The organism is Aliidongia sp., assembly GCF_035943795.1.
GTDB lineage: Bacteria > Pseudomonadota > Alphaproteobacteria > ATCC43930 > CGMCC-115725 > Aliidongia.
This window is the reverse complement of sequence record NZ_DASZBY010000080.1, coordinates 1-18,722: the sequence shown is the minus strand read 5'-3', so window position 1 is coordinate 18,722 and position 18,722 is coordinate 1. Positions and strand designations below refer to the sequence as shown.

21 protein-coding genes are annotated in these 18,722 nt (G+C 66.3%); 14 read left to right on the top strand and 7 right to left on the bottom strand.

The window, feature by feature from the left end:
• Nucleotides 1-246: 246 nt before the first annotated feature.
• A complete protein-coding gene (locus VGV37_RS13660) occupies nt 247-2,130 on the top strand; it encodes an ABC-F family ATP-binding cassette domain-containing protein (RefSeq protein ID WP_326880242.1) in 1,884 nt (627 codons plus the stop codon).
• 153 nt (nt 2,131-2,283) lie between these two features.
• Nucleotides 2,284-2,766: a DNA starvation/stationary phase protection protein Dps gene (gene dps / locus VGV37_RS13655; RefSeq protein WP_326880241.1), complete on the top strand. Its 483-nt coding sequence runs from the start codon at nt 2,284-2,286 to the stop codon at nt 2,764-2,766.
• A 40-nt stretch (nt 2,767-2,806) separates the two neighbouring features.
• Here the strand turns inward: dps and VGV37_RS13650 are convergent, their stop codons facing one another.
• The 3 genes from VGV37_RS13650 to VGV37_RS13640 form a co-directional block, all read right to left on the bottom strand.
• Nucleotides 2,807-3,958 (bottom strand): 2-aminoethylphosphonate--pyruvate transaminase, encoded by a 1,152-nt coding sequence (locus tag VGV37_RS13650; protein ID WP_326880239.1) that lies wholly within the window; start codon nt 3,956-3,958, stop codon nt 2,807-2,809.
• Between the two features lie 87 nt (nt 3,959-4,045).
• On the bottom strand, nt 4,046-5,143 hold the full coding sequence (locus tag VGV37_RS13645; protein WP_326880238.1) for an Ldh family oxidoreductase: 1,098 nt from the start codon (nt 5,141-5,143) through the stop codon (nt 4,046-4,048).
• 108 nt (nt 5,144-5,251) lie between these two features.
• The gene (locus VGV37_RS13640; protein ID WP_326880236.1) at nt 5,252-5,821 is read right to left on the bottom strand and encodes a hypothetical protein; all 570 of its coding nucleotides are present in this window, start codon (nt 5,819-5,821) and stop codon (nt 5,252-5,254) included.
• Between the two features lie 470 nt (nt 5,822-6,291).
• Here VGV37_RS13640 and VGV37_RS13635 point away from each other — a divergent pair, with 470 nt between their 5' ends.
• Nucleotides 6,292-6,918, top strand: coding sequence for a hypothetical protein (locus VGV37_RS13635; RefSeq protein ID WP_326880235.1), 627 nt, complete (start codon nt 6,292-6,294; stop codon nt 6,916-6,918).
• On the opposite strand, the gene VGV37_RS13630 is transcribed toward VGV37_RS13635, so the two are convergent.
• Together VGV37_RS13630 and VGV37_RS13625 are read right to left on the bottom strand one after the other, a co-directional pair.
• Nucleotides 6,876-7,634 (bottom strand): 2-keto-4-pentenoate hydratase, encoded by a 759-nt coding sequence (locus tag VGV37_RS13630; RefSeq protein ID WP_326880234.1) that lies wholly within the window; start codon nt 7,632-7,634, stop codon nt 6,876-6,878. The genes VGV37_RS13635 and VGV37_RS13630 overlap by 43 nt on opposite strands.
• Before the next feature lie 131 nt (nt 7,635-7,765).
• Entirely contained in the window at nt 7,766-8,059 is a 294-nt protein-coding gene (locus VGV37_RS13625; protein ID WP_326880233.1) for a hypothetical protein, read from the bottom strand.
• 273 nt (nt 8,060-8,332) lie between these two features.
• On the opposite strand from VGV37_RS13625, the gene VGV37_RS13620 reads away from it, so the two are divergent.
• Together VGV37_RS13620 and VGV37_RS13615 are read left to right on the top strand one after the other, a co-directional pair.
• Complete coding sequence (locus VGV37_RS13620) at nt 8,333-9,352, top strand: hypothetical protein (protein ID WP_326880232.1); 1,020 nt, start codon at nt 8,333-8,335, stop codon at nt 9,350-9,352.
• An 11-nt stretch (nt 9,353-9,363) separates the two neighbouring features.
• Nucleotides 9,364-9,804 (top strand): hypothetical protein, encoded by a 441-nt coding sequence (locus tag VGV37_RS13615; RefSeq protein ID WP_326880231.1) that lies wholly within the window; start codon nt 9,364-9,366, stop codon nt 9,802-9,804.
• An 8-nt stretch (nt 9,805-9,812) separates the two neighbouring features.
• Here VGV37_RS13615 and VGV37_RS13610 read toward each other — a convergent pair whose 3' ends face one another.
• On the bottom strand, nt 9,813-10,631 hold the full coding sequence (locus VGV37_RS13610) for an N-acetylmuramoyl-L-alanine amidase (protein WP_326880230.1): 819 nt from the start codon (nt 10,629-10,631) through the stop codon (nt 9,813-9,815).
• A 163-nt stretch (nt 10,632-10,794) separates the two neighbouring features.
• Entirely contained in the window at nt 10,795-11,553 is a 759-nt protein-coding gene (phnF, locus tag VGV37_RS13605) for a phosphonate metabolism transcriptional regulator PhnF (protein WP_326880229.1), read from the bottom strand.
• Between the two features lie 103 nt (nt 11,554-11,656).
• On the opposite strand from phnF, the gene phnG reads away from it, so the two are divergent.
• The 9 genes from phnG to VGV37_RS13560 form a co-directional block, all read left to right on the top strand.
• Nucleotides 11,657-12,136, top strand: coding sequence for a phosphonate C-P lyase system protein PhnG (phnG, locus tag VGV37_RS13600; RefSeq protein ID WP_326880228.1), 480 nt, complete (start codon nt 11,657-11,659; stop codon nt 12,134-12,136).
• A 2-nt stretch (nt 12,137-12,138) separates the two neighbouring features.
• Nucleotides 12,139-12,738 (top strand): phosphonate C-P lyase system protein PhnH, encoded by a 600-nt coding sequence (gene phnH / locus VGV37_RS13595; protein ID WP_326880227.1) that lies wholly within the window; start codon nt 12,139-12,141, stop codon nt 12,736-12,738.
• Between the two features lie 3 nt (nt 12,739-12,741).
• Nucleotides 12,742-13,824: a carbon-phosphorus lyase complex subunit PhnI gene (locus VGV37_RS13590; RefSeq protein WP_326880226.1), complete on the top strand. Its 1,083-nt coding sequence runs from the start codon at nt 12,742-12,744 to the stop codon at nt 13,822-13,824.
• Complete coding sequence (locus VGV37_RS13585; protein WP_326880225.1) at nt 13,821-14,669, top strand: alpha-D-ribose 1-methylphosphonate 5-phosphate C-P-lyase PhnJ; 849 nt, start codon at nt 13,821-13,823, stop codon at nt 14,667-14,669. The genes VGV37_RS13590 and VGV37_RS13585 overlap by 4 nt, the downstream gene beginning before the upstream one ends.
• On the top strand, nt 14,666-15,463 hold the full coding sequence (gene phnK, locus VGV37_RS13580) for a phosphonate C-P lyase system protein PhnK (protein WP_326880224.1): 798 nt from the start codon (nt 14,666-14,668) through the stop codon (nt 15,461-15,463). Before VGV37_RS13585 ends, phnK begins: the two co-directional genes overlap by 4 nt.
• Nucleotides 15,464-15,465: 2 nt before the next feature.
• Nucleotides 15,466-16,164, top strand: a complete 699-nt coding sequence (gene phnL / locus VGV37_RS13575) for a phosphonate C-P lyase system protein PhnL (protein WP_326880223.1) — start codon at nt 15,466-15,468, stop codon at nt 16,162-16,164.
• Nucleotides 16,161-17,312, top strand: coding sequence for an alpha-D-ribose 1-methylphosphonate 5-triphosphate diphosphatase (locus VGV37_RS13570; protein ID WP_326880222.1), 1,152 nt, complete (start codon nt 16,161-16,163; stop codon nt 17,310-17,312). The genes phnL and VGV37_RS13570 overlap by 4 nt, the downstream gene beginning before the upstream one ends.
• Nucleotides 17,313-17,401: 89 nt before the next feature.
• Nucleotides 17,402-18,001: a hypothetical protein gene (locus VGV37_RS13565; RefSeq protein ID WP_326880221.1), complete on the top strand. Its 600-nt coding sequence runs from the start codon at nt 17,402-17,404 to the stop codon at nt 17,999-18,001.
• Between the two features lie 86 nt (nt 18,002-18,087).
• On the top strand, nt 18,088-18,722 hold a 635-nt coding region (locus tag VGV37_RS13560; RefSeq protein WP_326880220.1), incomplete at its 3' end, for an MOSC domain-containing protein.

Sequence of the window (18,722 nt, the reverse complement as noted above, 5' to 3'; positions counted from 1 at the left end):
TCGACACGCGCAAAGCCTCCCCCCGAAATCGATCTTCCGCCAGGCATCGAACGGCCCGGCTTCGTCGGCACGCTGCAGTCAACCAACTTGTACGACGAATGTCGAGCCCCCGTTTGGCCAAGCGGCCTGACCAGAGCGATTTTTCCTCCGATGATAGCACGCGAACGATCCTCTGCCATGCTTGCGGGCTTTGCTGCATCGCAATGCATCGCCAGGCAGGCGCACTCATGCTAAGAGGGCGGCGCCATGCTCTCCATTTCCAATGTCACCTACCGCATCGGCGGCCGCGCGCTTCTCGAGAACGCGACGGCCGTCATTTCCGCCGGCCATCGCGTCGGGCTCGTCGGGCGCAACGGCGCCGGCAAGTCGACGCTGTTCGGCCTCATTCTGGGCGAGTCGCAACCCGACCAGGGCGAGATCGAGATCCAGAAGGGCGTGCGGATCGGCATCGTGGCCCAGGAGGCGCCGGGCGGGGCCATGACGCCGCAGGACGTGGTGCTGGCAGCCGACCTGGAACGGGCGGCGCTGCTGCACGAGGCGGATCATTCCGACGACGGCGAGCGCCTGGCCGAGGTGCACATGCGCCTGGTCGACATCGACGCCCATACCGCCCCGGCGCGGGCGTCGGAAATCCTGGCCGGCCTGGGTTTCAGCGAGGAGATGCAGCAGCAGCCGATGTCGAGCTTCTCCGGCGGCTGGCGCATGCGCGTGGCCCTGGCCGCGGCGCTGTTCGCCCAGCCGGAACTGCTGCTGCTCGACGAGCCGACCAACCATCTCGATCTGGAAGCGACGGTCTGGCTCGAGGCCTATCTGCAGAAATATCCGCACACGCTGCTGGTGATCAGCCATGACCGGGCGATCCTGAACGCCTGCGTCGATCATATCCTGCATCTGGATAGCCGGCAGCTGACCTTCTACACCGGCAATTACGACTGGTTCGAGAAGATGCGCGAAGAGCGCATGGCCCAGTCCAAGTCCGAAGCGGCCAAGCTCGACGCCAAGCGCAAGCACCTGCAGAGCTTCGTCGACAGGTTCAAGGCCAAGGCGACCAAGGCGCGTCAGGCGCAGAGCCGCATGAAGATGCTGGCCAAACTGGGCTCCGTCTCGGTCATGCGCGACGACCCGACCGTCAGCTTCGATTTCCCGGAGCCGGCCGAGCTGTCGCCGCCGCTCATCTCGTTCGACAAGGTCTCCGTCGGCTATATCCCGGGCAAGCCGGTGCTGCGCGACATCGACCTGCGGATCGATCCGGAGGATCGCATCGCCCTGCTGGGCTCGAACGGCAACGGCAAGTCGACCTTCGCCAAGCTGGTCGCCGGGCGCCTGCAGCCGATGGAGGGGCATCACCATCGTTCGGGCAAGCTGTTCACCGGCTTCTTCGCCCAGCACCAGGTCGAGGACATGGATGGTGAATCGACGCCGTTCAAGCTGATGGCGGAACTGATGCCGGGTGGCCGTGAGCCACAGGTCCGCGCCCGCCTGGGTCGGTTCGGTTTCGGCCAGGAAAAGGCGAACACGCAGGTCAAGTCCCTGTCCGGCGGCGAACGCGCGCGGCTGAATTTCGCGCTGATCACCCATGCCGCCCCGCCCATGCTGATCTTCGACGAGCCGACCAACCATCTCGACATCGAAAGCCGCGAGGCGCTGGCCGTCGCGATCAACGAATACAAGGGCGCGGTCATCCTGATCAGCCATGACTGGCATCTGCTGGAACTGACGGCGGATCAGCTGTGGCTGGTCGGCGACGGCAAGGTGAAGCCGTTCGACGGCGACCTGGAGGATTACCGCAAGCTGATGCTGGGCAAGTCCGGCAGCGGCAACACCAAGATCCCGAAAGACAAGCGGCCGAAGAACAAGCCGGCAGAGACGCCCCAGCCGGAACGCCCGCGCGGCGGCGACCGGCGCAAGGAATTGGATGCGCTGCGCAAGCTGTCGCGCGATGCCGAAGCGGCGCTGGCGCGCCTGACCCAGGACAAGGCGTCGGTCGAGAAGTCGCTGCTCGAGCCCCATCTCGACGGCGGGCGGCGCGGCCAACTGATGCGGCGGCAGAACGAACTCGCGACCGCGGTCGCGCGTGCCGAGGAAGCCTGGCTCGAAGCCGCCGAAGCATTGGAAACCGCTGCGGCCTGAGCGGATTTTTCACGAACTGTTTCAGGTTTTTCAGGCCATTGTGCGGGAGGCACCGCTTGCTTTCTTCGGCACTGCACCCATTATCCTAACAGCCGCCGTGCCGGCCGATCGCGACCGGCGAACACAGTGCGAAATCCAACCTGCGAGGTCTTCATGCACCGCACCAAGATCGATCTGGCCGACAATGTGCGCGCCGCCATCATCGGCGAACTGGGCTCGGCGCTCGCCGACTCCGTCGACCTCTCGGCCCAGGTCAAGCAAGCCCATTGGAACGTGAAGGGCCCGAGCTTCATCGCGCTCCATGAGCTGTTCGACCAGGTCGCCGCCGACGTGCGGAACTTCACCGACGAGATCGCCGAGCGCATCGTCATCCTGGGCGGCACCGCCCATGGCACGGTGCAGGAAGCGGCCGGCAAGACCCGCCTCGCCGTCTATCCGAGCGACATCTCCGCCGGCGCCAACCATGTCGAGGCGCTCAGCAGCGTGCTCGCCGCCTATGGCAAGAACATCCGCGCCTCGATCGACACGACCGCCGAACTGGGCGACGCCATCACCGCCGACATCCTGACCGGCGTCGGCCGCAGCACGGACAAGTGGCTGTGGATGGTCGAAGCCCATCGTCAGTCGGATTCGTAAGGCCTCACCAGCTAGCGGACACGACCCGCGCCATGACGATCTAGGACGGCGTGCCGGCCCGTTCCTTCACGCCGATCTCGTCCAACGCCGCATCCATCGCGACGACCGCGCCCGCCATGTCTTCCGGCGTGATCGCGCCGATGCAGCCGACGCGGAAGCTCGGCTCCGGCGTGTTGTAGAAATTGCTGATGAGGAAGCCGCGCGTCTTCAGTGCGTCGACGAAGCGCTGCAGATCCCATTCGGGATCGGCCGGTGCGGCGACGTTGACGATGATCGGGCCCTGCAGGTCTTCCGGCAGGCACGGCGTCAGGCCGAGCGCCTTGACGCCCTGGTACAGCGTCCGCTTGTTCTCGCTATAGCGCGCGAGCCGTCCCGCCTGCCCTTCGGCCTCGTACAGGTCGAGTGCCACGGCGAGCGCCGCCACGGCCTGGGCCGGCGGGGTGAAGCGGGCTGAACCGGGGGTGCTGCGCACATTGCGGCGCGCACCGGGCGAGCCGCCGCCGCTCTGGTGGTCGTAGACGTCGCACAGGTCGAGCGACCAGCTGCCGGCATTGCCGTGGCAGGCGTCGAGCCGTGCGATCGGCGAGACCGTGAAGCTCATGCCCGGCAGCCCTTCGAGACCTTTGTTCGACGTGAAGCTGACCGAATCGACGGCATCGAGTGCGCTGATGTCGAACGGCAGGATACCGAACGCGCTGACCGCATCGACCAGCACCCGGCGGCCGAGGCGGCCGGCCGCGGCGGCGATCGTCGGCACGTCGTGGATCAGGCCGGAGCCGGTCTCGCTATAGACCAGCGCCACATGGCCGATCGACGGATCGGCCTCGAGTGCCGCCTCGACCGCCACGACGTCGGTCCGCGTCCGGGCCGGCACCGGCAGGCGTACGACGACCCGTCCCGCCTCATGGGCCAGCTTCGCCAGCCGATCGGCATAGGCGCCGGTCATCGGCAGCAGCAGCTTGGCGCCGGGCGGCACGAAGGTGCGGACCGCCGCCTCCATGGCGAAATGGCCGCAGCCCGGCAACGGCAGCACGGCGTGCCGGTCGGGTCGCCCGCCGGCGATCGGCAGCAGCCGCTGATAGACGTCGGCGTAGACCGCGCGAAACTCGTTGTCCCAGGGTGCGTAATCCACCGCCATCGCCGCGCGGACGGAGGGGTGGGTCATGACCGGGCCGGGTATCAAGAGCTTCATTGCGAGACCATTCGAACGGAACGACGAGCCGGGAGTGTCCGGCAGACCGTCCCGCCGACGAAGCGGCTTCTGCGCAGGCAGCCCTGCTTAGCGCGCAGGGCTGCCTTCGTCGAGCAGATAGGCTGCTCCGGCCGCCGCCGAAATCTCGCGCAATTCCTGGGCGAGCCGTGCCGACAGCGGAATGCCGTGGCGCCGCCGCTCTGCCCGTGCCCTGACCTCCGGATCGCCGGCGACCTGGACCGGCTGCGCCGGATCGACCGGCCGCGTCGCGTGCAGCGCGTCGATCATGTCGTCGAGATCCTGCTCGAACCCGCCATCCTCGCGGAACGAGCTTGGATCGATCGCCAGGAAGAAATGCCCGACGTCGTGGCGCGCCGCCTCCGGATCGCGCCGCTCGCGCAGCGGGCCGTATTGGGCGCCGCTCAAGGTCGTGCACAGCACCTCGACCATCATGGCGAGACCATAGCCCTTGTGACCGCCCATCGGGCGCGAAGTGCCGAGCGGGGTCAGGCGGCGATGCAGCAATCCTTCGTTCGCATCGGTCACCGGCTTGCCGTCGGGATCGACCGCCCAACCCTCCGGGATCGGCTTGCCGACCCGGGACGCGATGGTGAGCTTGCCGAAGGCGGCGGTGCTGGTCGCCATATCGAGCAGGAACGGCGGGTTGCGCCTGGCCGGGGCCGCGAACGCGATCGGGTTCGTACCGAACATGGCGTCGGCGCCGAACATCGGCACTACGTTCGGCCGCGCGACCGCCGTCATCGAGATGCCGATCAGCCCGCGGTCGCTCGCCATTTCGGCATAAGCACCGGCGGCGCCGTAGTGATGGGAATTGCGCACGGCCACGACGCCGACGCCAATGGCCGCTGCTTTGTCGCAGGCGAGCCGCATGGCCAGTTCCGAAGGCACATGGCCCAGGCCGCCGCCGCCGTCGACCAGCGCCGTCGCCGGATTCTGGCGCACGATGCGGATCTCCGGCCGAAACGTCAGTTTCCCCTGGTCGCGGAACCGGTGGTAGAGCTGCATCATGCCCGCACCATGGCTGTCGATACCCGACAGATCGGCCCACAGCATGATGTCGAGCGTGGTCGCGATGTGATCTTCGGCCATGCCCCAGGCGGCGAAGATCGCGCCCAGCTGGTGCCGCAGCAGATCGGCGGAAACCAGAATCTCGTCCGATGCCATTCCCAGAGCGCTCCCTCGATCATCTCGGCGATTTTCGATAGAGGGGAGCCCAGGCGCATCAGGCCTGTCAATCCGGTGCGGCGAAATAGTCTGACGAAAGAGGCCGGTTCAGGCGACGCCCAGGGTCGGCATGCGATCGAGCGGCAGGGAAAGGTCGAGCGGGGACGGATCGACCAGCGCCACGGCGACCAGGTCGCCCGTAGCGAAATCGGGATGGCTGAGCGCCTCGTCGATGCCCCGCAGCACGATCTGCACGGTATTGGGATCGTGGCGACCGAGCAGTCGCGCGTAGAGTGCGATTTCGGCGATGATCCGGTCTTCCATGCAGATCGAAGCGAGACAGAGCGCGTCGATCAGCTGGTTGAGGCCGCTCGACAACAGATCGGCACCTTCGGCGATATTGCCCAGAAGCGGGCAACTGTCGGCGACAGGTGGCGGCGGCAGGATCTCGAGCGCAATCGTCATGGCCGATCCACGGATCGCATCCAGATAGCCGGCAATGCGTGTGCGGTGATAGGCGAGTGCGCTGTTGGCGATCGACGAGGCAAGCGCCGATACGCGCTCCTGGTCGCTCAGCGACAACTCCTCGAAGGACTCGATCGTCTCCAGCAGAACGCGGCCCGGGCCAAGGCCGATATTGCGGAGCGTCTGGTTGATCGTTTCGACGAGGGCGCGCAAAGATTCCTCCTGCCGGGTCGCGTCCCGTTGTCGCAAAGCGCTGTTAATAAAAATTTAATTTTAGTTCAGAAGAGATTCGGAAATTTCAGCATCGATGACAAGTACTTAGCCGCTATACTGAGTTTCCGATTCAATCTGGACTACGTCCGCGCTTTACGGGCATCACGACATCTATCGGCTGATAGATTTGACAGATCCGGGTACGCTTCACCTGAGGCGGGCTTCACAGGTAACGCCGAGGCAACTTGGAAATCCGCTGTTGCCCACCGATTCTCCGGCGGAAAAGCCTCCCTTTCAGCCGCCCGATGGTGAAATTCGCGATGATTCGGGTTCGTTCGCCCGCCGTTAGTCCAATCTTAAGAGCGGTTTTGCACAGTTGTCCCTGACCTTGGGGGACATGCTCCCGGGGCCTAGCGGAGGCGACGGTCATGCTCGATCATTCCCGGCCAATTTGTGACAGGCATCTGGACATGGCGACCGCCATGTCGTGTCAGCGCGAGCCGGCTTGCTTCGCCTTTCTCTGCTCCAACGCGGTAGCAGCCCCCCAGCCGATCGACCGGCTGAATTTCGATATCGCCTCGGCGGACTTCCATCGCGGGCGCGCCTCGGTCTGGGCCACGCTGGAAATGCGCGGCGAGGCCCGTTCGGAAGGCGGCACCTGCGAAGCGCTGACCCTGCTCGGCTTCGACGAGGGTTTCCTGCGGCCGTTCATCCGCGCCGTGCTGGAAGCGGCGGCGACGCGCGTGCCGCATCGCATGTCGATCCGCCCCGACCCCGATTATCCGGAAGCGCCGCGTGTCGTCGATTACGTACGCTCCTCGGGCGGCATGCCGATCACCGAACTGGTCGTCATCCCTTATGACCAGGTGCTGGCCATCGTCGTCCCGGTCGACAGCGCCGAGATCGAGGAAACCCTGTTCCAATTGCCGCGCACCGACACGTTCCTGCGCGCCTTCACCCGCATGTCCCACCTCGCCGATGCGGCCCTGCGGGACACCATCACCGAAATGAGCCGTCTCGGCCGGATCGTCGAGACCGCGCCGGTGCCGGAAGCTCAGCCGAGGAAGGCGACCTCGACCCGGCCGAAGGTGCCGTAACTCGCCACCCCCTTGCCGCCCGGTCCGACCGGCGTCGCGCCATCGAGCGAGCCGGTCGTGACCACGTCGCCGCGCTTCAGGCCGCCGGTACGCGTCATCAGGTGATTGGCGGTCCAGACGACCAGCTTGACCGGGTCGCCGGCCGGATGGGTTCCGACCGCGCTCTGCTTGATCTCGCCATCGATTTCCAGGTCGACCTTCTGGGTCGCGAAATCGAGCAGGCCCCAGTCGGCGAGCGGCCCGCCATAGACCAGCGCGCCATTTGCATTACCGTCGGCTAGGATCTCGGCCGACGGAAAATCCGTCTTGTCCTTGTAGCGGCTCGACAGTACCTCGATGCAGGGACAGAAGCCCTCGATCGCGGCCACCACCTCGTCATATCCGTAGGGTTGCGGCCGGGGCGGCAGGTCCTGGCTCATGCGAAAGGCAAATTCCATTTCGAGCGCCGTGCCGGGCAACGTGGCCGGGTCGAGCACCGTGCCCGATGGGAAGACCCGGTCGGCATAGATCGGCGCGATGCTGATCGGCCCGGTCGGACCGCCCTGCCCGACCTTCCACGCTCCGATCGCCCCCAGGGCCGCGCTGACATGGTCCTGGATCGCGTAGGCATCCTCGATCGTGGTCGGCCGCAAGGCTTCCGGCAACCGGTCGATCGCCTGCCCGGTCCGATGAGCGGCGATCAGCAGGCGGGCGGCTTCGAGGGCGCGATCGGTCATGTCATCTACTCCGGCGATTGAAAGCGCCGCAGTGTGGCTGAATCTTCGAGCGCTGCAAACCGCTTCCGCCCCGCTGAAACGAAAACGGCCCGGCGAGACCGCTCCCGCCGGGCCGTTGGAATTGGCTGATCTCAGGGCTTGGCGGGCAGCAGGATGATCGGCTCGAAATAGCCGGTCTTGTTGAACGCCCGCCGCTCGACGTTGGCATAGGTGTGGCTCGGCCCGTCATCCGCGTCGGTCGCGTTGGCGGCACTCTTGCCGTTCACCGAAATGTTGCCGCCCCATTTGCTGGAAACGTCGCCATCCTGGAACTTGGCGCCGCCATCCGGCGCGCGGTTGGTGACGTTGTCCTGGGTGAACGCCTGGGCACTGCCGATCGACACGGCGAACCCCAGGGCGAGAACGGCAAAGACGGACAGACGCATCGGACGGGACCCCACCAGAAAGCGGACTTCGACGATCACCTTAGCCGGTCTCGTGCGTGCCGACCAGAGGCTGCGGCGATCGGCGTCGGGGTGGTTGAAAATTCTTGCTCCCTGAATTTGCAATTTAGAACACATCATGAACAAACTATCCGACCGACCGCGAACGAGGCGTCAGATGAACAATCAAGCAGTGTGTCAGTTCGGACTTCGGACGATGCCCGCAGGTTCGGCGTGAGCTGTGGCAAAGCGGGGCTATCGCTAGCCGGTGTCCCTATGCTCAACAGCGGAGAAGGCGGCTTCTTTTCGAGATCACCCTCGGAGATCCGCTGGCTTCTAGCCGAAGCCTATCAAAGCCCACCGGACGTCACCGCGCTTAAAGCCGGTCTCGACACCGTCGCCCGCGCTCTCAACAACGGCCAGATTGCGCGGGCAATGATCGCTGCAGTCCTTCTCAAGTTGCCGGAATTGGATTGGGCCGGAGCAGTTAGGATTGCTCGTACCGAAGATGTACTCACTAAATACAATCCAGATGAACCAAGAGACTGGCACGGTCGATGGACGGAAGATGCCCCACTCATACTTCCGCCGGGGAGGCGTATCGATGAACTAGGTGATATTTTAGAGTGGATCGCCAATGCGCGTCCTGAGGACGCCCCGATCATTCGGAGTGAAATCAAGCGCTATTACTATGATGTTGGCGACGTCCGGGGCGGCAATGCACTCAACGAAGCTCTGAGCAACGTCGTCTACGGCGAACCGACCAGAGCGGAACGCCAGGACGTTCTGGACACCTTCGAGATGTATACCCGGGCAGACCCCGCCGAGATCGCCCAGATCGGTCGCGATCTCCTGGTGATGGGGCTTTCGTTGCCACTCGAAGCGGCCGCGGAAACGGCAGAAGTCACAGCGCCCAACGTTTGGAAGATGGGTTGGGCTGCGAGAGGCCTCCATATCGAGAAGCTTCTCGGTGGCAATCTGCCACCTGGTTTTCGGGTCATCGATCGCTTCGCCAATGGAATAGCGACGAGCATCAAATCCATCGATTTAACCGCGGCAAGCTATCAAAATGCCGCCAGATTGACGGCCCGACTCAACCGTTATGTCGATCGTGTAGCCAGATTTGAAGGCGACGAACTTGGATCAACGGTAATAGGAGCCGACGAAATCAGTGGGCGCGCGCTGCATCTGGGGATTCCGGACGGAAGTCTTACAAATGTACAACGAAACGTCATCAAGCAGGTCGAAGCTCGCGCAAAAGCGCGAGGCGTAGAACTGATCGCAACCCAATTCTAAAAAGGAAGATCATGTCGTATATTTGCTATCTCAGAAAAGGGATCGTTTACCTCCCCAATATGAAGAAAACCGAAGCTGGTTTTCACATAGGAGTCGAGCCGGTATTGATGATAAATGTAAATAAGATGGAGGAGCTTAGCCGCGCGATTCACGAGACATTGTCGAAAAGCATTCCGATCGTTCCGACGCCGCCCCGAGATGCCAAACTGAATAACATCCTCGAAGTCACCAAACTTCGGTCTTGGTCGGCTTTCGAGAAGGACGCGGTGCGCTGGGTCATTAGCGAGCATCAGAGCACCTGGAAAATCGCGATTCAGCGCAGCCGCAAGGACGGGGGCGGTGACGACAAGGAGAACCTCATCGTGTTTCCGCCGGGCACGACCGTGGACGAAGTGTCCGAACGCCTATTTCAAGTAGTTCTGGAAAAAGCCCGGGAGCGGGGCGAGGTCTGAGGAATGCCTCAGACCCGCACCACATGGGCGAAATAGGCGTCGACCGAGCCGACGATGCCGTCGGCCAGCTTGCGCCGATAGGCGGCGTTGCGCAGCAGCTTGTCCTCGTCGCGGTTCGACAGGCAGCCGAGTTCGACCAGCGCGGACGGAATGTCGGGCGCCTTGAGCACGGCGAAGCCGGCGGAGCGGTGGCTGTGCTCCAGCATGCGCACTTCGGTACCGAGCTTCGTCACCAACTCGCGCGCCAGACCGATCGACAGGTTGTTGGTCTGGCGGCGGGCCAGGTCCATCAGGATGTTGCTGACCTCGGGCGTCTGGCCGGCCATGTTGACGCCGCCGACCACGTCGGAATGGTTTTCCTTGGCGGCGAGCGCCGCGGCCGAGGCGTCCGACGCCTTTTCCGACAGAGTGAAGACCGAAGCGCCGCGCAGCGAATGGTCGGGGATCGAATCGGCGTGGATCGACAGGAACAGGTCGCCATTGACCGCGCGGGCGCGCACCACGCGCTCCTGCAGCGGAATGAATTCGTCGCGCGTGCGGGTCAGCACCGGATGGAAGCGGCCGGTCGCCTCCAGCAGCCGGGCGATTTCCTGGGCCGCGTCGAAGGCGACGAATTTCTCGTAAGTGCCGCTATAGCCGATGCAGCCCGGATCGATGCCGCCATGGCCGGCGTCGATCACGACGGTGCGGCGCTGGGCGGGAGATCTGGTCACGCGGGCCTGGGCCTGGGCCAGCGCTTCCGGCGTCAGCGCCAGACTGAAGGCGCCGAGCCCCATGAGACCGGCTACGCGCAACAGCTCGCGACGACCGATGGCATCGTTCGACATCACTTCATCCCCCTGGCCCGGGATACCGCGAAACCCCTTCGCCGGCATCCGCGACGACCTTAGGCGCGACTCGATAGCGCCTATTCCGAGTCTCGACTATAGACTCGACTCGAACGGAGCGCCACATCCAATTGCGATAGAACGGAAAACGGCGATTGCGACGTTACGACGCGTCCGCCGCGGAGTCCAGCACCAGCTGCACCCGGTCGCTGGCGAAGCGCGTCAGCGACACGGAAATGGGCTTGCCGTCGCCGTCGACATCGACCGCCTCGGTCAGCAACACCGGGCGCGTGACCGGCTGCTTCAGCAACCGCGCCTCCTCCGCCGTCGGCATCCGGGCGATGACGCGGGTCATGGCCCGTGCATAGTCCCCGAGGCCACATCGTTGTAAAGCCTGAGTAATCGAGCCGGTTTCGACGACATGGGCCAAGAGATCCGGGAAGCGGCCGAGCGGGAAATAGCCGGTCGACAGCGAGACCGGGAAGCCGCCGGCGCTCGACAGCGCCTCCATCACCAGCACCGGCTGGCGGGCCGGCGCCTTCAGCAGCTTCGCGATCGCCGGCGGCGGCAGCACCTCGCCAGAACTCAGCAGAACGCGGGCGGCCTCGCGCCGGTTGCGCGCGATATTCTCGGTAAAGCGCGTGCGCCGGCCGATCATGTAGTCGATGACACCTTCCTGCACGAAGGTGCCCCGGCCCTGCTCGACCCGCAGCAGGCCGCGCTGGACCATCGCCTGGACCGCCCGGCGGATCGTATGGCGATTGACCTGGAAACGCAGGGCCAGCGCCTGTTCCGTCGGCAATCGTTCGCCCGGCGCCCAAGCCCCGCCAGCGATATCGGCGCTCAGGCTGCGGTCGATCTGGCGCCACACGGCGACGCCATGGCCGCGCTCGATCGTGCCATCCTCGCCGCCCTCGATCATCCGTCGCCCTCTCGCGATCTACCGACGATTGTCAAAAACACGTCACACGAAGCCGCTTTACTTTTTTCCGGCCGGGATCGATCTTGTCGCCTGAGAGGTACGGATGTCTAGACAAATATCGGACTCGTCCAACCCCGGTGAATTCGCTGGCCGCCAGGGCTGGATGGCGACGCTCGCCAAGGCACCCCTTGCCGCCCTGGAACAGGCGTGGGCCGCGCTGGATCCCCCGCCGGTCTTCACCCGCCTGCGTCCGACCGAGACGGGTCTGGTCATGGTGCGCGGCCGGATTTCGGGCAGCGGTCGGCCGTTCAACCTCGGCGAAATGACCATGACGCGCGCCGCCGTGCGCCTCGAGGCCGGCGCCACCGGCTTCGGGCATGTCGCCGGCCGCAGCACGCGCCATGCCGAACTCGCCGCATTGTTCGACGCGCTGCTGCAGGATCCGGCGCTGCACGACGACCTGATGGTGCGCGTCGTCGGCCCGCTCGCGGTCCGGGCTTCGGCGGAACGGCAGCGCAAGGCGTCCGAGGTCGCGGCGACCAAGGTCGATTTCTTCACCCTGGTGCGAGGTGAGGATCGATGAACGTGCAGCCTGCAACTCCGCCGATACAGCCCGGCTTCGCCGATCCGGTCGACGATGCCAACGGCGTGTTTCGCCTGGTGCTGAAGGCCATCGCCCATCCGGGCACGATCGTCGAGATCACCCGGCCGGCCTCGGTTCCGGAGGGGACTCTCGGCCGAGCCGCGATCGGCGTGGCATTGGCGCTGGTCGATTTCGAGACCCCGGCCTGGCTCGATGCGGTCGCAGCCCCGGTCGGCCCGCATCTGCGCTTTCATTGCAATTGCCCGATCGTCGCCACCCCGGACCGGGCCGCCTTCCTGTTCGTTGCCGATCCCACCCGCATGCCCGCACTCGCCGACCTGCCGCTCGGCAGCGACGCCTATCCGGACCAGGGCGCCCCCCTGGTGATCGAGGTCGCGACCCTCGCCGCCGACGGCCCGCTGGTGCTGGAAGGTCCCGGGATCGACGGCCAGGCGCATCTTGCCGTCGGCGGTCTGCCGCCGAGCTTTTGGTCCCGCCGCGCGGCCCTCGCCCCGCTGTTCCCGCGCGGCATCGACATCCTGCTGTGCCACGGCGACCGCTTGGTGGCATTGCCGCGGACTACCGCCGTCCGGGAGCGCTGAGCCATGTATGTCGCGGTCAAGGGTGGCGAACGGGCGATCGATGCGGCCCATGCGATGCTGGCGCGCGAACGGCGTGGCAATCCGGCGGTCGCCGAATTGGATCTGGCGCAGATCGCCCAGCAGTTGGGCCGGGCGGTCGACCGGGTGATGGCCGAAGGCTCGATCTACGATCCGGAACTGGCGGCGCTGGCCATCAAGCAGGCGATGGGCGATCTGGTCGAGGCGATCTTCCTGCTGCGCGCCTATCGCACCACCCTGCCCCGTCTCGCCGCCTCGCTGCCGATCGAGACGGACCAGGGCCTGGTGCGCCGGCGCATCTCGGCCGTGTTCAAGGATGTCCCGGGCGGTCAGGTATTGGGCTCGACCTTCGACTATACTCACCGGCTGCTCGATTTCGCGCTGGCCGCCGGCACGCCGCTGCCACCGGCCCCAGCCACGGCCGAACCGATGGGAACCGCGCCGCGGGTCGCCGACATCCTGGGCCGCAGCGGGCTGATCGAGCCGCCGCCGCGGGACGACGGCGCGCCGCCCGGCGACCTGACGCGCCAGCCGATCGATTTTCCGGCCGATCGCGATCTGCGCCTGCAGAACCTGGCGCGCGGCGACGAGGGCTGGCTGCTGGCGCTCGGCTATTCGACCCAGCGCGGCTATGGCCGCAACCACCCGTTCGCCGGCGAGATCCGCGTGGTCGATGTCGCGGTCGAGATCGTGCCGGAGGAACTGGGCTTCCCGGTCGAGATCGGCGAGATCGCCGTGACCGAGTGCGACATGGTCAATCAATTCGCCGGGTCCACCGAGGTGCCGCCGCAATTCACCCGAGGCTACGGCCTGTCCTTCGGCAACAACGAGCGCAAGGCAATGGCCATGGCGCTCGTCGACCGCGCGCTGCGGGCGCGCGAGCTGGGCGAACCGATCGAGGCGCCGGCCCAGGACGAGGAATTCGTGCTGTCCCATTCCGACACCGTCGAGGCCTCGGGCTTCGTGCAGCACCTGAAGCTGCCGCACCATGTCGATTTTCAGTCCGAACTCGATCTGCTGCGCCGGCTGCGCGCCGAGCATGATCGCAGTCGGGAGGCCGCGGAATGACCGAAACCCTCGCCGGCTATAATTTCGCCTACCTGGACGAACAGACCAAGCGGATGATCCGGCGCGCGATCCTGAAGGCGGTCGCGATCCCGGGCTACCAGGTGCCGTTCGGCAGCCGCGAGATGCCGCTGCCCTATGGCTGGGGCACCGGCGGCATCCAGGTCACGGCCAGCATCATCGGTCGGTCGGACGTCTTGAAGGTGATCGACCAGGGCGCCGACGACACGACGAACGCCATCTCGATCCGGCGCTTCTTCGCCCGTACCGCCGGCGTCGCCACGACCGAACGCACGGCGGCGGCGACCATCATCCAGACCCGCCACCGCATTCCGGAGATCCCGCTCCGCCTGGGCCAGATCATGGTCTACCAGGTGCCGATCCCGGAACCGCTGCGCTGGCTGGAGCCGCGCGAGACCGAGACCCGTACGATGCATGCCCTGAGCGAGTATGGCGCGATGCATGTCCGCTTCTACGAGGACATCGCGCACCACGGCCGGATCGCGACGAGCTACGATTATCCGGTCATCGTCAACGACCGCTATCTGATGCGGCCTTCGCCGATCCCGAAGTTCGACAATCCGAAGCTCGACCGTAGCCCGGCCCTGCAGTTGTTCGGTGCGGGCCGCGAGAAGCGCATCTATGCGGTGCCGCCCTTCACCAAGGTGAAGAGCCTCGATTTCACCGACCATCCCTTCACGGTCGAAAGCTGGGATGCCGCCTGTTCGATCTGCGGTTCGACCGCGAGCTATCTCGACGAAGTGCTGACCGACGATGCGGGCGGGCGCATGTTCGTCTGTTCCGACACGGACTATTGCCGCAACCACGCGACCGGGACCACGCGATGAGCGCGCTGCCGATGCTCGATGAGGAACCGCCCCTGCTCGTGGTCGACGGCCTGACCGTCGCCTATGGCGCGCGGGTCGGCTGCCGGGACGTCAGTTTCGAACTTTGGCCCGGCGAGGTGCTAGGCATCGTCGGCGAATCTGGCTCGGGCAAGACCAGCCTGCTGAACGCGCTGTCGGCACGGATCGAGCCGGCGGCCGGCACGATCCGCTACCGCCTGCGCGACGGCACCATGGCCAACCTGTTCGGCCTCAGCGAAGCGGCCCGGCGGCAATTGCTGCGCACGGACTGGGGCGTCGTGCACCAGAACCCGCGCGACGGGTTGCGCCTGGCGGTCAGCGCCGGCGCCAACGTTGGCGAGCGGCTGATGGCGGTCGGCGCCCGGCACTATGGCGAGATCCGGGGCGCAGCACTCGATTGGCTGGGCAAGGTCGAGATCGACCGGGACCGGATCGACGACCGGCCGTCGAGCTTTTCCGGCGGCATGCAGCAGCGCCTGCAGATCGCGCGCAACCTGGTGACCAACCCGCGCCTGGTGTTCATGGACGAGCCGACCGGCGGGCTCGACGTGTCGGTCCAGGCCCGCCTGCTCGACCTGATCCGCGGCCTCGTAGCCGACCTGGGCCTGTCGGCGGTCATCGTCACCCACGACCTGGCCGTGGCACGGCTGCTGGCCCACCGGCTGATGGTGATGCGCGGCGGCGAGGTGGTCGAGAGCGGCCTCACCGACCAGGTGCTGGACGACCCGCAGCATCCCTATACCCAGCTCCTCGTCTCCTCGATCCTGCAGGTCTAGGCATGGAACCGGTTCTCGAAATCCGCGGCCTCGCTAAATCCTTCACCCTGCACAACCAGGGCGGCGTCACCCTGCCCGTGCTGGCCGGGGTCGATCTGGTGGTCCATGCCGGCGAATGCGTGGCGCTGCACGGCCGGTCCGGCACCGGCAAATCGACCCTGCTGCGCACCTTGCAGGGCAACTACCGCGTCGGATCGGGCCATGTCTGGATCCGTCACGGCGCCGTCCGCATCGATCTCGCCGCGGCGAGTCCGCGCCAGATCATCGAGCTGCGGCGCGGCACGATCGGCTATGTCAGCCAGTTCCTGCGCGTCATTCCGCGGGTCCCGGCGCTCGACATCGTCGCCGAGCCGATGCGGGCGCGCGGCGATTCTGCCGGCGCCGCCGGCGATCGGGCGGCGGCGCTGCTGACCCGGCTCAACGTGCCCGAGCGGCTGTGGCACCTGGCGCCGGCGACCTTCTCCGGCGGCGAACAGCAGCGCGTGAACATTGCCCGCGGCTTCGCCGTCGACTATCCCATCCTGCTACTGGACGAGCCGACCGCATCGCTCGACGGCGAGAACCGGGCCGCCGTGATCGGCCTGATCGACGAGGCGCTGGCACGCGGCACGGCGATCATCGGCATCTTCCACGACGGCGAAGTGCGCGATAGGGTCGCGAGCCGGCTCTATGACATGGTGGAAGCGAAGGCGGCGGCATGACCAGACCCCAGGATGCGGTATTGACCAATGCCCGGCTCGTGCTCGAGGACCGGGTGCTCGACGGCACCGTGGTGATCGAGCACGGCGTGATCACCCAGGTCGACGAAGGGCGCTCCAGCCTGTCCGGCGCGGTGGACCTGCACGGCGACTATCTGTTGCCAGGCCTGGTCGAGCTGCATACCGACAATCTGGAAAAGCATTTCGTGCCGCGCCCCGGCACGCGCTGGCCGGCCATGGCCGCCATCGTCGGCCACGATGCCCAGGTCGCCTCGGCGGGCATCACCACCGTGTTCGACGCGCTGTGCGTCGGCGAGACCTCGTCGGGTGGCGACCGGCTGGAAATCCTGGCCGGCATGGCGAACTCGATCCGCGAGGCGCGCTCGAAGAACTTGCTGCGCGCCGAGCACCTGCTGCATCTGCGCTGCGAGATCAGCCATCCGGACACCGCCGCCCTGTTCCGGGAATTCATCGGCGACCCGGGCCTGCGGTTGGTCTCGATCATGGACCATACGCCGGGCCAGCGGCAGTTCACCACGATCGAGAAATACCGCTATTACTACATCAAGAAGTACGGCTGGTCGGACGCCGAATTCGAGACGTTCGTGGCCCGGCAGACCGAAGCGTCTGCGCGCTACGGTGCCGGCAACCGGCGAGCGATCGTGGCGCTCGCCCATGAAAACGGCCTGACGCTCGCGAGCCACGACGATGCGACCGTGGCCCATGTCGACGAGGCCATCGCCGACGGCATGGTCGTGGCCGAATTCCCGACGACGATGGATGCCGCGAAGGCCTCGCGCGGCCAGGGCATGGCGATCCTGATGGGCGCGCCCAACGTGGTGCGCGGCGGCTCCCATTCCGGCAACGTCTCGGCGCTCGACCTGGCCCGGGACGGGCTGCTCGACATTCTGTCGTCCGACTATGTGCCGATGAGCCTGATCCATGGCGCGTTCCTGCTGTCGCGGGCCGAGGTCGGCCTCGACCTGCCCGCCGCGGTCCGCACTGTCAGCGCGACGCCCGCCGCCCGGGTCGGGCTCGACGACCGCGGCCGCATCGCGACCGGCCTGCGCGCCGACCTGGTGCGGGTGCGCGACACCGGCGACATGCCGCTGGTGCGCGGGGTTTGGTGCCGGGGCGACCGGGTGATCTGAACCGGTACCTATTTTTGCCACGGGGCTGCGACACCGCCGACCCGCGTATCTCCAAGTACGTGCATGAAACGACTTGGAGACATAAAAAAATGTATCGCACCAAGCTTCTTACCGCCTGTACCGCGCTTGCCCTGTCGGTCGGCCTCGTGGGCAGCGCCTCGGCGCAGACGGTCGGCTCCGAGCAGCAGCGCGACGTCGACCAGCAGCAGCGGATCGACCAGGGTCTGAAATCCGGCCAACTGTCGACCGGCGAGGCCGCCCGGCTCGAGCAGGGCGAGGCCCATGTCGACCGGATGGAATCGAACGCCGATAGGAACGGCAACCTGTCGGCCGCCGAGAAGGCGCGCATCCAGAACGCGCAGAATCGTGAAAGCGCCGCGATCCATGGCGACAAAACCAACGCGGTCACCGGCAATCCGAACAGCAAGTCCAGCCAGCGGATGCAGGCCGACGTCGGCCGCGACGTCCGCCAGGACCAGCGCACCGAGCAGGGCATCAAATCGGGCCAGGTAACCAATCGCGAAGCCGGCAGGATCGACCGTGGCCAGGCCCATCTGGACCATGCCGAGGCAGCCGCCGGCGCCAACGGTCACGTGGGTGCGGCCGAGCAGTCCCATGTCCAGCACGTCGCCAACCGTCAGAGCGGCAAGATCTATCGCCAGAAGCACAACGGCCGCACCCGCGGTTGATCCCTGCCGAACCACTAAACCCTTTTGGAACGGCGCCGCCGCGCGCTAGGCTCGATGGACGATCTTCGCCAGAAAGCCGACCCCCGATGTCCGTCGCCGTTCCGTCCCTGATTTCCCTGAACCTCGGCCTGCCGCGCCCGCTGCGCGCCGGCGACCGCGAGGTGCCGAGCGGCATCCGCAAGGCGCCCGTGACGGGACCGGTGTTGATCGGCCGGGACGGCTGCGCGGGCGACGGCCAGGCGGACCTGGTCAACCATGCCGGTCCGGACAAGGCCGTCTGCGTCTATGCGTGCGAGCACCTGCCCTATTGGTCCGAACGGCTGGGCACGCCCCTGGCGCCGGGCGCGTTCGGCGAGAATTTCAGCGTGGCCGGCCTGGTCGAGCGCGATATGCACATCGGCGACACGCTCGAGGTCGGCGCCGCACGCTTCCAGGTGACCCAGCCGCGCGGCCCGTGCTTCAAGCTGGGCATGCTGCATGGCGAGCCGCACCTGAGCCGCTGGGTCCAGGAAACTGGCTTCACCGGCTTCTACCTGCGCTGCCTGGTGCCGGGAACCGTCGGCATCGGAGACCCGATCCGGCTGCTGGAACGCGAAGAATCCAACCCGACCGTCAGCGAAGTCGTCCGCGTGACCTTCCACGACCCGGACGACCATGCCGCGATCGACCGCGTCGTCGCCTGCCCGCCCCTCGCCGACGCGTGGCGCGGCATCTTGCAGCG

Bases quoted from the DNA above. Each gene is read 5' to 3' on its own strand.
- VGV37_RS13585 (WP_326880225.1), top strand. From the start codon at position 13,821: ATGACCGAAACCCTCGCCGGCTATAATTTCGCCTACCTGGACGAACAG.
- phnG (WP_326880228.1), top strand. From the start codon at position 11,657: ATGTCTAGACAAATATCGGACTCGTCCAACCCCGGTGAATTCGCTGGC.
- VGV37_RS13660 (WP_326880242.1), top strand. From the start codon at position 247: ATGCTCTCCATTTCCAATGTCACCTACCGCATCGGCGGCCGCGCGCTT.
- VGV37_RS13620 (WP_326880232.1), top strand. From the start codon at position 8,333: ATGCTCAACAGCGGAGAAGGCGGCTTCTTTTCGAGATCACCCTCGGAG.
- dps (WP_326880241.1), top strand. From the start codon at position 2,284: ATGCACCGCACCAAGATCGATCTGGCCGACAATGTGCGCGCCGCCATC.
- VGV37_RS13570 (WP_326880222.1), top strand. From the start codon at position 16,161: ATGACCAGACCCCAGGATGCGGTATTGACCAATGCCCGGCTCGTGCTC.
- VGV37_RS13615 (WP_326880231.1), top strand. From the start codon at position 9,364: ATGTCGTATATTTGCTATCTCAGAAAAGGGATCGTTTACCTCCCCAAT.
- VGV37_RS13630 (WP_326880234.1), bottom strand. From the start codon at position 7,634: ATGACCGATCGCGCCCTCGAAGCCGCCCGCCTGCTGATCGCCGCTCAT.
- VGV37_RS13650 (WP_326880239.1), bottom strand. From the start codon at position 3,958: ATGAAGCTCTTGATACCCGGCCCGGTCATGACCCACCCCTCCGTCCGC.
- VGV37_RS13610 (WP_326880230.1), bottom strand. From the start codon at position 10,631: ATGTCGAACGATGCCATCGGTCGTCGCGAGCTGTTGCGCGTAGCCGGT.
- VGV37_RS13625 (WP_326880233.1), bottom strand. From the start codon at position 8,059: ATGCGTCTGTCCGTCTTTGCCGTTCTCGCCCTGGGGTTCGCCGTGTCG.
- VGV37_RS13565 (WP_326880221.1), top strand. From the start codon at position 17,402: ATGTATCGCACCAAGCTTCTTACCGCCTGTACCGCGCTTGCCCTGTCG.
- VGV37_RS13635 (WP_326880235.1), top strand. From the start codon at position 6,292: ATGGCGACCGCCATGTCGTGTCAGCGCGAGCCGGCTTGCTTCGCCTTT.
- phnF (WP_326880229.1), bottom strand. From the start codon at position 11,553: ATGATCGAGGGCGGCGAGGATGGCACGATCGAGCGCGGCCATGGCGTC.
- VGV37_RS13590 (WP_326880226.1), top strand. From the start codon at position 12,742: ATGTATGTCGCGGTCAAGGGTGGCGAACGGGCGATCGATGCGGCCCAT.
- VGV37_RS13645 (WP_326880238.1), bottom strand. From the start codon at position 5,143: ATGGCATCGGACGAGATTCTGGTTTCCGCCGATCTGCTGCGGCACCAG.
- phnL (WP_326880223.1), top strand. From the start codon at position 15,466: ATGGAACCGGTTCTCGAAATCCGCGGCCTCGCTAAATCCTTCACCCTG.
- phnK (WP_326880224.1), top strand. From the start codon at position 14,666: ATGAGCGCGCTGCCGATGCTCGATGAGGAACCGCCCCTGCTCGTGGTC.